This window comes from Arthrobacter sp. Hb9-2 (assembly GCF_059091165.1).
This window is the reverse complement of sequence record NZ_JBNHGJ010000062.1, coordinates 1-9,029: the sequence shown is the minus strand read 5'-3', so window position 1 is coordinate 9,029 and position 9,029 is coordinate 1. Positions and strand designations below refer to the sequence as shown.

At 61.9% G+C, this 9,029-nt stretch carries 11 protein-coding genes; 5 read left to right on the top strand and 6 right to left on the bottom strand.

All coding sequences use genetic code 11. The features are described 5' to 3' along the window. The first annotated feature begins 247 nt into the window (after positions 1–247). From AC5RV1_RS20720 to AC5RV1_RS20710, 3 genes are all read left to right on the top strand, one after another. Positions 248–1,225, top strand: coding sequence for a hypothetical protein (locus AC5RV1_RS20720; protein ID WP_493995866.1), 978 nt, complete (start codon positions 248–250; stop codon positions 1,223–1,225). Positions 1,226–2,301: 1,076 nt separating this feature from the next. After that, positions 2,302–2,778, top strand: coding sequence for a hypothetical protein (locus AC5RV1_RS20715; protein ID WP_493995865.1), 477 nt, complete (start codon positions 2,302–2,304; stop codon positions 2,776–2,778). A 250-nt stretch (positions 2,779–3,028) separates the two neighbouring features. Continuing rightward, positions 3,029–3,415 (top strand): hypothetical protein, encoded by a 387-nt coding sequence (locus AC5RV1_RS20710; RefSeq protein ID WP_493995864.1) that lies wholly within the window; start codon positions 3,029–3,031, stop codon positions 3,413–3,415. A gap of 88 nt (positions 3,416–3,503) precedes the next feature. Here AC5RV1_RS20710 and AC5RV1_RS20705 read toward each other — a convergent pair whose 3' ends face one another. Then, positions 3,504–4,043, bottom strand: coding sequence for a GIY-YIG nuclease family protein (locus AC5RV1_RS20705; RefSeq protein WP_493995863.1), 540 nt, complete (start codon positions 4,041–4,043; stop codon positions 3,504–3,506). A 353-nt stretch (positions 4,044–4,396) separates the two neighbouring features. On the opposite strand from AC5RV1_RS20705, the gene AC5RV1_RS20700 reads away from it, so the two are divergent. Then, positions 4,397–4,825 (top strand): HAD domain-containing protein, encoded by a 429-nt coding sequence (locus AC5RV1_RS20700; RefSeq protein WP_493995862.1) that lies wholly within the window; start codon positions 4,397–4,399, stop codon positions 4,823–4,825. An 85-nt stretch (positions 4,826–4,910) separates the two neighbouring features. On the opposite strand, the gene AC5RV1_RS20695 is transcribed toward AC5RV1_RS20700, so the two are convergent. From AC5RV1_RS20695 to AC5RV1_RS20675, 5 genes are all read right to left on the bottom strand, one after another. Beyond that, entirely contained in the window at positions 4,911–5,135 is a 225-nt protein-coding gene (locus tag AC5RV1_RS20695; protein WP_493995861.1) for a helix-turn-helix domain-containing protein, read from the bottom strand. Then, a complete protein-coding gene (locus AC5RV1_RS20690; RefSeq protein ID WP_493995860.1) occupies positions 5,132–5,770 on the bottom strand; it encodes a hypothetical protein in 639 nt (212 codons plus the stop codon). Before AC5RV1_RS20690 ends, AC5RV1_RS20695 begins: the two co-directional genes overlap by 4 nt. A 97-nt stretch (positions 5,771–5,867) precedes the next feature. Then, the gene (locus AC5RV1_RS20685; RefSeq protein ID WP_493995859.1) at positions 5,868–6,176 is read right to left on the bottom strand and encodes a hypothetical protein; all 309 of its coding nucleotides are present in this window, start codon (positions 6,174–6,176) and stop codon (positions 5,868–5,870) included. A gap of 69 nt (positions 6,177–6,245) precedes the next feature. Further along, positions 6,246–6,680 (bottom strand): DUF7793 family protein, encoded by a 435-nt coding sequence (locus tag AC5RV1_RS20680; protein ID WP_493995858.1) that lies wholly within the window; start codon positions 6,678–6,680, stop codon positions 6,246–6,248. Between the two features lie 121 nt (positions 6,681–6,801). Continuing rightward, on the bottom strand, positions 6,802–7,725 hold the full coding sequence (locus AC5RV1_RS20675; RefSeq protein WP_493995857.1) for a LysR family transcriptional regulator: 924 nt from the start codon (positions 7,723–7,725) through the stop codon (positions 6,802–6,804). 159 nt (positions 7,726–7,884) lie between these two features. Between AC5RV1_RS20675 and AC5RV1_RS20670 the strand changes: the two genes are divergently transcribed. After that, positions 7,885–8,793, top strand: a complete 909-nt coding sequence (locus tag AC5RV1_RS20670; RefSeq protein ID WP_493995856.1) for a DMT family transporter — start codon at positions 7,885–7,887, stop codon at positions 8,791–8,793. Positions 8,794–9,029: the final 236 nt, after the last annotated feature.

The following is a 9,029-nucleotide window of genomic DNA, read 5'->3' as shown; positions in this document are numbered from 1 at the left end:
TGCCCAGCATTCCCTAACCACGGATCGAACAAGCTGGCTAGCAAATTGCCGGCCGTCGACCACAGTCCCATCTAGAACATCAATCAGGCTTGCATGACGTCCGTTGAAGGATGCCGAGGGGAACACTGACGGTGATGGGCTCTGGGTCGAGCTGTTGCAGATCACGACGGCGGACGGAACCATCAGGTATGGTACTTCACCAAGATTGAACCTGATGCGGGGGCGAGGGCGAATGATGCGTTGGCGTTTGAGCAAGAAGGGTGGTCGACGACCGGTCACCTCGAGCGACCCGGTCGCTGCGGCGATCGCCGCAGCAGCCGCTGGCGGACTGCTGATCGCGCGGCACCCCGACGTCGTGCCGAGGATCGAGGAGCTGCCGGAGTGGATTGACGTGCACGAGTCCGACGACATCGACGGCTTCAACACGGTGGTCTGGCTCGACGACGAGATCAGCGGCTACTGCGATCCGTACGACGACGGCCTGGAGCAGGCGTTGGCCGACCAGCCGGGCGTCAAGGCGATCCTGGCCGAGGACCGGGAAGTGGTCTACCTGCGTACGCGGCTGGCGATTGCTGACGTGAAGGCGGCGGTGATCCGCGCGGTCGTCGAGGTGAACCGATCCCCCCGGGAGCCGGCACCCACCGATGTGCTGTCGCCCGAGGCGGTCGACAAGCTGGCGACCGCGGTGCGGCCACTGCTCGAGCAGGCCGGGTTCGCGAATTCTGCGACTGGACCGCGGTACTTCTACCGCGAAGGCAGCAACGGCTTCGTCCAATCCATCGCGGTCGCGCCTGGGATGGGCACCTCCGGTGACGGCACCAGCTACGCCGGACGCGTCTGGGTGATGTCCGGCACGCACGTGCCCGGCTTCGGCCGCGAAGTCCCTTCCAGCCCCGACCGCGTGGCGCCGGCGCACTGCGGCCAGCCCGCCTACCACTGGGTCACCCCGACCGTGGACGCGCTGACCCGGGTACTGCACGACGAGGTGCTGCCCGTGCTGAGCGTCACGCGCGGCCGCGCTGAGCTCGCCGCCTGGGTAGGCGGCGACCCGACCAGGGTGCCGGTGCCGAACCATCGGCCGACGTATGCGCGACTGTTCGCGCAGTGGGGCCTAACCGACCAGGCCGCACGCGTGGTCGCGCACCTCGACGAGCACGAGCCGTCTCTAGGTCACCACCGGGACACCGTCGCGGCCCGTGAGCTCATCCTCGCCGCGCGGCCGTAAGCCTCGCCGCCGCCGCGAATCACCAACCGTCCCCAGAGCATCTGCCCAGTAATTGCCCGTCGTCGACATCTTCGTATGTAAGCGTGGTTACCGAGTCATCCGGCAACCAAGGCCAAGATGCTGCGGCCACGGCTGGAACTGTCGCTCTGACGCTGCCCAACTTTTGTCCGGCAGGGGGGCAGGTAGCGCCGACTATGTCGACTATCGCTTCGTGACCACCTTCAGCGACAGCCCAGCTGCTGCTTGGGTATCAGCAGTGTCGTTCGGGCTCGCACCTTTACTCAGGGTCGTGCTGATGGGAGCATCTGGCGCGGAATCGCGCTGGCCGACGCAGGACAATCCTCCTGGGTAATCGAAACCCTGTTCCTGGTAGGTCTGATCGCCCTCTCGAAGACGCATTCCGGTAGTGCGACTTCACTTGCCCCGTAGAAAGAATCGGCATACGGGCAGCACTTAGTGGGCTGTCGCCCTGCGCCTACCTCCGCGCAGGTATGGAGCTCGTCGATAGGATCGACACATGATCCCTAACCCATGGACGAGCCGAAATGCGCCAGCCCATGTAGTTAGGCGGTTTTTAGCCAAGCATGAGCGGGCGTGGCTGGTCCTACCTGATGGGCGGTACGGGCGGCCTTTCGATTCACTCTTCTCACTCACGCGCGCGACGGATCTTCCGTACGGGCTCAGGATTGAGCTCGAAGGGGAAGGGAGCTAGTGTGCGAAGGCGACGTGAACGTTGAAAAGACCAAGTTCGAGAACTACCCGGCCCTAAGCATCGAGGGCTTCCAGGCGGCTTCATGGAACCCCCGCACTGACGCCGGAGATGGACGAACCTATGGTGCGTCAGGCGCTGTCTTTTTGGTCTCGTTTCGTAGTTGAGCAGACGACAACACCGCGGACAACGGTTGCCGTCCAGTAGAACCTCACGGTTACCCCTGCGAAGGGGAGGAACGTATGTCGATCCCTTCCGGACGTTTCGGTCACCGTGCGACTTAGGTGAACGAATCAACCAAACCCGGGCAGTCCCGTTCAACATCGTCGTAACGTTGTGCCCTATAGCTAGGAAAGGAGTGGGTGTTGTGAAGGTAAACGAGGTTACCTTGGGGTGTTATCCGCGTGATGACGTCTCATGGGTGAAAGATGGCAAGGTTCGGGAAGGGCGCGCGACGATATTGGTCCGCCAGGCCGACGGGACTCTGAAGCCCGCTGGCGAAGTTACCTTGGGCGACTTGGGTGTTCTCCATCCTGATGTGGAAGTCGGCGGCGAATTCGTCATTGAGCTACGCGCCCGCTTCGAGTCGGAGATATTCGACCGCCGGGTGACCTTTATCGCCAGTGGTGACGAGACCAGCGATGTCTTCGTATCGGCAGTCGGGCCCGGCGCGCACGCTGAACCGAAGGCCGGTCTATTTAAGCGGACGCGGTATTCCGGCTTCGAGTTTGGTGTGCTGGTAATGGCCGCCACGACTGAGCAGGGTAACCGCATCAGCGGCACGTCAGGCCCGCTCGTCGAGCATGGACCCGGCGATGGCGTCGCAGCCGCTTCTGTTACCTAGCAGCGGCAGTAGACGTTTGCACTGTCTCCCATAATGTGTAAATTTGATCGCTCGGGGCGCATAAGTGCCCGAAGGCCGATCCTCCACCGGGCATGACTGAGGGCACGGCTAGGACCATCACGACCGCAACGCAGAGATCGGATCGGGGACGTCACCTTGAAAGGGAACAGGTTAGGTTCAGCGCATGAATGGTCCGAAAGAGGATAGGACACGAGAGGGCGCTGTGACGTACTCAGCGCAGTATCGCCCCATGGGGGAGGTCTCGAAGCAGCTGCGTTATGTGACTAAGCGTGGGGGCTACAGTCAGCTGTCGGACAGATGCGCGCGCGAAGGGAAACCAATTGAGCTCAATCACGAGGGGATCGCCCGGATAGAAGACCTGCTCGTCAGCCTTCCCGATTCGGAAGCTTCGGCCTTGAGCGATGAGGTTTCCAAGTACTTGGGCGACGTTCTTTGCGCTACGACGTCAGGTGTCCGATGGGAGCTGACCGATGAGACGGCACGCATCCAGATCTCGGCGAGAGAGCGGTGGGATGTGGACTGGTATGTATCGGAGAATATCGCCGGGTCCAACGCTGCGTTCCTGTCGGCAGCGATAGAGGAAATGCAGCACCGCTCATCACCGAACAATCCATAGCTGTCCATTCCGGCGGCCACTAGTAGGATGCGGTATCGCCCGATAGGCGCGAATGGCCACGGTGGCCTCGTTGTCCGTAGCTTGAGGGCTACACCCGGTTCAACGGCGGCCGAAATACATGCCGAAGCCGAGCCTCCAACGCGGCAGCGTCACGCTCAGTACGCGCTCGGAGCCAGGAAACATCACAGCCCAGCAGCCAGCTCCGAATCGCTGTCGCCTGCCCAGTCGTCACCTTCTGCCGGTTCGGATTGCCCGTGACATTGGGCGGGATCTGAAACAGCAGCTCACATACATTCCGACGCAACGAAGATCCCGCAAGGCTCACACCTCCGCCAAGGTGCGTCGAGAGCCGCTTCTGCAGACTCGTCGCCGTACCGACATACTGCGGAACCCCACCACGCGACCACAGGTAAACCCCCGGCTCATTCGGCAGATCCGCGCGGGTCAGGCCACTTGCAGCACGTCTCGGCGCCGCAAGGAGCCGACTCCAATCCTTGCCCGCAGGCTCAGCGGAGTCGAGCATTATCAACGAAGTCGCCTCGTCCAGCGCATCGAGGATGGCGTCCATCTCGAAGTCATCCTCGGCACCGTAGATGTTCAAATCGCTTTGGTCATAGCTGTTCGTCACGACGCAACAGTATCGTCAACTAAATAGCAGATACGAGCGGGAGAGTCAGGCTGACCCTTCCTGCGCAGCGGGCCCGATAGACGGTGGGCAAACGCCCGCAGGTTTCCCTGGCCGGAACCGCTCCGGGGAGGGGGCGAATCGCACAGTAAGTGGCCGCATCTTCGCAGGGCTACTTGTCGCCTCTATGTGCGCCGCAGTCGACAAGCGGCTCATCATCCGCAGGGCCGTTAGACTGTGTAACAGGGCTGGAACCCCTGCCGCCGGACTACCCGGTGTAGGTCGCAGCTGCGAGGACAGACGGGGTGCGGTGCTGCCCCTACCGCTGTGCCGGGGCGGACAGCTATTGTCGGGCTATGAAGCCGATCATCCTGCTGGACATCGACGGCGTACTCAACCCGGAGAGCCGTCCAGGTCCCGGTGGTCGTGCGGAGCTGAAGTTGGCCTGCGGGAGGAAGGCCCTGGTTCGAAGGCTGGCCAGGTGTGGCCGGATCGCGTGGGTGTCGAGTTGGCCGGCGGATGTCACGGCCGGGCTGGGGCAACAGATCGAGCTCGACGTCGAACCGTTGCAGGTGACGCTGCTGGTGCGGCCCGGCGACGAGACCGAACCGACGCCTAAGCTGCGGTCGGTGAACCGGTGGCCGGAGCGGATGGAGGCCACCGGTGACGCGGTATGGGACTCGATCGTGTGGATTGATGACGTTCTCGGACCCGACGCCAAGGACTGGCGGCCGGGTATCAGATGCCGGTCCTGTTACAGAAGCCAGTGCCGGACCAGGGGTTGATGGAAGAACATGTCGTTGGTGTCGAGGCTTTTGTTGCAGCCAACGGGGTTCGGGTACCCGACCCCCGGTAGAGCGGGCCTGGTGCTCAGTTCTGGGTGACGAGAAGGTCCCCCACGTCGCACTCCAGGGCGTTGCAGATTGCTGTCAATGTGGAGAATCGGATGGCCTTCGCCCGATCGTTCTTGAGGACCGAAAGGTTCACCAGGCTCACGCCCACGCGCTTGCTCAGCTCCGTCAGTGTCATGCCTCTGGCCGCCAGGAGCTCATCGAGCCGGCAGTGGATTCCGAAAGCTTCTACTCCTGCCGTCACACCAGGCCCTCGGTGTCGGCCTGCAGGCGGCGCCCGTAACGGAAGGCAGCGGCCACGAGTGACAATGCCACCCCGGCAACCAGGGGTGTGAGGTTTATCTGGCCGGTAAAAATGACGGTCTCATCGACTGCACGCTGGTTGGCCCCGATGATTTCGGCCAGCCGGCCCCGTGCAGCCTGGTCAAGGTATTGCCCCACGGTACCGGCGGCCGCCAAAACAATGCCGCAGGCTCCGATGATTTCGGCCGTCGCCCGGGTGAAGAGGTTTTCCGTCCGCAGGCGGAGCGCGAGCAGGAACAGCAGTGCCAGGACGGACAGGACTCCTACATGGTTCAGGGCGTCGGCCCAGGCCAGCAGAGCCGCCTCAGCGCCAGGCAGCGACGGGATGGTCGCCTCGACGGAGGTGTAGTGCGCTACTGCGCCCAGGCGGAGGTCGGCCGGAGACTGCGAAGTGGTGGACAGGGGAAGTGTCAGGGTCACCGGCCCGGTAAAGGAGCCGATGACGCCGACAACAGTAATGATGGTCATGACCACTGCGGCCACCGCCGAGGCAACCATGATGACTGTTGCGTCCCCCTTGGACATGATCCGCTTTGCGCCCCTGGCCAGCGGTTCGCTGCTGATTGTGTTCCTCATGAATACCCCGATTTATTATCGACTTTCGATAAGCTTCCAAGCCAAACCTAGGGTGCAGCCGTCGTTCCGTCAACACCTCGGCTCGGCAGAATGTCGGTCAGGAGTTACGCAGGAACCATGACCGGCCGCGCCGCAAGGCGGTGTAAAGACGGTCAACGGCGTGTCCTGCCGCTGCATAACCCACGTCTCTGAATGAGCCCATGCCACCGCGATAAAGGGTGAGCCCCTGTGCTGATGCTTCTCGGAGACCACGCCGATCAACGACGCCAGCGAACAACTCATCGAGCCAGTCAGCGGTATGAGCTCGCTGCTCATCCTGGCCCAACCGAGCGGCGGCGCGAACCTCGGCAATCGCGGAAACGATCTCAGTACGGACGGCATCGACGGTGTGCGGCTTACTGCTCATAGGGCAATACTAAAGACGACACTCTCAAAAGAGCGTTGGGAGATCGCCTTGCGGGTGCGCGACTCCTCCTTATTGGCCGTGCTCGGGAAGGCTTTGCTCGGCGGTGTGTCCTGGCCGCTCGGACACGTCAGGTTTCCTTGTTAACGCTGTCCGGTACTCGCGCCCGTTCTGCTGAGCGAGCCAGCGCAGGGCGCTTTCTTCATCGGTGAAATACGCGGTGGGAGTCAATGACTGCTGGGCGAAGGCTGCAAGAACGGTACCCACGGGGTGATCTCCTAGGAGCGCGATGAAGGAAAAGCCCCGGTAGGCATTCATGCCGGCTCTTGCCTCCGCGGCCAACCCTGTCACGCCCGCAATGTCGACGAGAAGCGGCAGAGTCTGACCGCCACCCAGCTTCTCCAATACACGAGCGGCCTGAACAGCGATCTCGTAGGTAATAAAGGTTCCGGGAGCCCAGTGAAGCCGCAATAGTCCACTACTGAAAGAAGCGGCAAATTTGTCCATGGGTTCTACTGTGGGTGTTCGCGCCCGTAGCGTCAAAACTGCTCCCACTCGTCTGACATGGGGAAACACGACGATTCGTCTTCGGAGCACGGGGATCGCAGCATGACCAGATAGGGATCCCTCAGCGTTCGTTGGTCGGTGTCTGCTGTCTATTGATGGCTGTGTTGTCTTGGAGTGTGGTGATGACTTTTTGGACGGCGGTGCGGTGGAGGGCTTCGGGTCTGCAGAGGATGTCGACGTGCCTGGCCAGTGGTAGATCGTGGATCGGTTTCAGTACGATCCCACTGCCCTGTGGTGGGGACGCGGTGTGGCGGGGCATGAGCGCGATGGCAGAACCGGCGGAAACGATGGCGGCCGCGATGAAAAACTCATTGATTCGGTGTGTGACGTTGAGGGGTTTGCCCGCGTGAACGGCGATGGCTTGCAGGGCAGAGACGAGCGGGAATCCGTCCTGGACGGACACCCATTCCGCATCGAGGAGGTCTGCGACGCCGACGCTCGGGGCGTTGGCGAGCCGGTGACGGTCCGACATGGCGATGTCCAGGGGTTCGCGTACCAACGGTAGGACGGTGATTGTTTCCGGCCAGGGGTTGCTGTGCTCGAGGCGGTGCGCGATGACCAAATCATAGTCGGCGGCCAGGGCAGGGAAGTCGTCCTGTCCCACGTCCCGGTCATGGAAGATCAGCCGCGGGTTTCCTTCACCGAAGAGGGTTTGGAGGAGGGGACCGAACCATGTCAGGCCCGCACTGTTGAACGCGGAGATACTCACTGTCGCGGTAGGGTCCTGCACGTACCGACTGACGGCCTGCTCAGCAGAGCTCATAGCGACACTAATATCCACCGCAGCTGATGCCAGCGCCTGACCGGCACCGGTCAGGACAAGGTTCCGTCCCCGACGTTCGGTCAGGGGAACCTCGACCCTACGCTGCAACGCCGTAAGCTGCTGCGACACGGCGGACGCCGACACGTGGAGGGACCGCGCCACAGCGGCGAGGCTGCCCCGTTCACCCAACTCGCGAAGCAACCGTAACTGGTTAAGATCCATAAGCGAACCCTAAACCAATAGTTGATTAAGTCGCCTCTCGTCTTACCGGTACATCGCCAGCAGACTTACAGAGTGCCTTCCTCTTTACTTTCCCGCGTACCGCGAACCCCGTCGACTAACTACCGAACCACCCTTGTCGCTTTTCTTGCTGCGCGCAGGGTGGACCTACTCCTGCTTTTGGTCGCTCTCGTATGGGGCAGCAGCTACCTGGCGGCGAAGACCCTCACCGATACCGTCGGCGTGACGGTGATCCTCTCCCTACGCTTCCTCATCACCGCCGTGGCACTGATAGTGATTTGGCTAATCTGGAACCGGCGCCGGACCACACGCCATGAAACAATCATTGGGGTGATCCTGGGCCTCACTCAGGCTGCTGTGCTCATTTTCGAGACTCACGGGATTGCCGGTACCAGCGCCACGAACGCTGGACTGATCATCAGTCTCGTCATCGTTTTCACCCCTATCACCGAGAGCATCGCCTTCCGGGTACGACTACCGCGCATGGTGTTCGTCGCCGGCATCGTCGCCGTTGTGGGGGTGTGCCTGCTTGTCTCCGGGGACGGGTTTGTGGCCCCGACCCTCGGGGACATGCTCGTCCTTGCTGCGGCGCTGGTGCGCGCCGTCCACGTCACTGCGGTCTCCGCCCTCACCCGGGGGCGTGGATACAGTGCATTGACGCTGACCCTCATCCAAAGCGCGGTCTGCGCGATCGTTTACACCCTCGCCGATTACCAGGGTGTGCTCCAAGCGGTGGGGAGCTTCGACGCGGACGAATGGATGGGTGTGCTTTACCTCGGGCTCGCGTGCAGTGTGTTCGCTTTCCTCGTGCAGACCTGGGCCATCCAACAGACCTCAGCGTCACGGGCCAGCCTCCTTATGGGGACCGAACCCATTTGGGCCGTCCTCATCGGGCTGAGTATCGGACAGGAATCACTCCAACTCCTCGGCATTATCGGGGCCGCACTCATCATCACCGGCACCTACCTCGGACTACGAGCCGAAACATACCACCGAACACCACCCACGCCCGGAACTAGCACCCTCACGCCGCCACAACAAGCAGGTTAGTAATCTGGCCCCACTACCGTCCCTGTTATGGATCCTTGACCCGACGCCGCCACGGTTGCAGGCCAATGTTTCTTGTGCTTAGGGGTTAGGACGAAGCGGATTACAAAGGATATCAACAGGCAGGCCGGGCATTGACTTGAGGAAGGTATCTTCCTATTCTTTCAGCATGCCGCGACGAAAAGCAGGGACGCTTCTTCCTTTGGAACTTCGCGTCCTGGAAATCGCTAAGAAAGCCG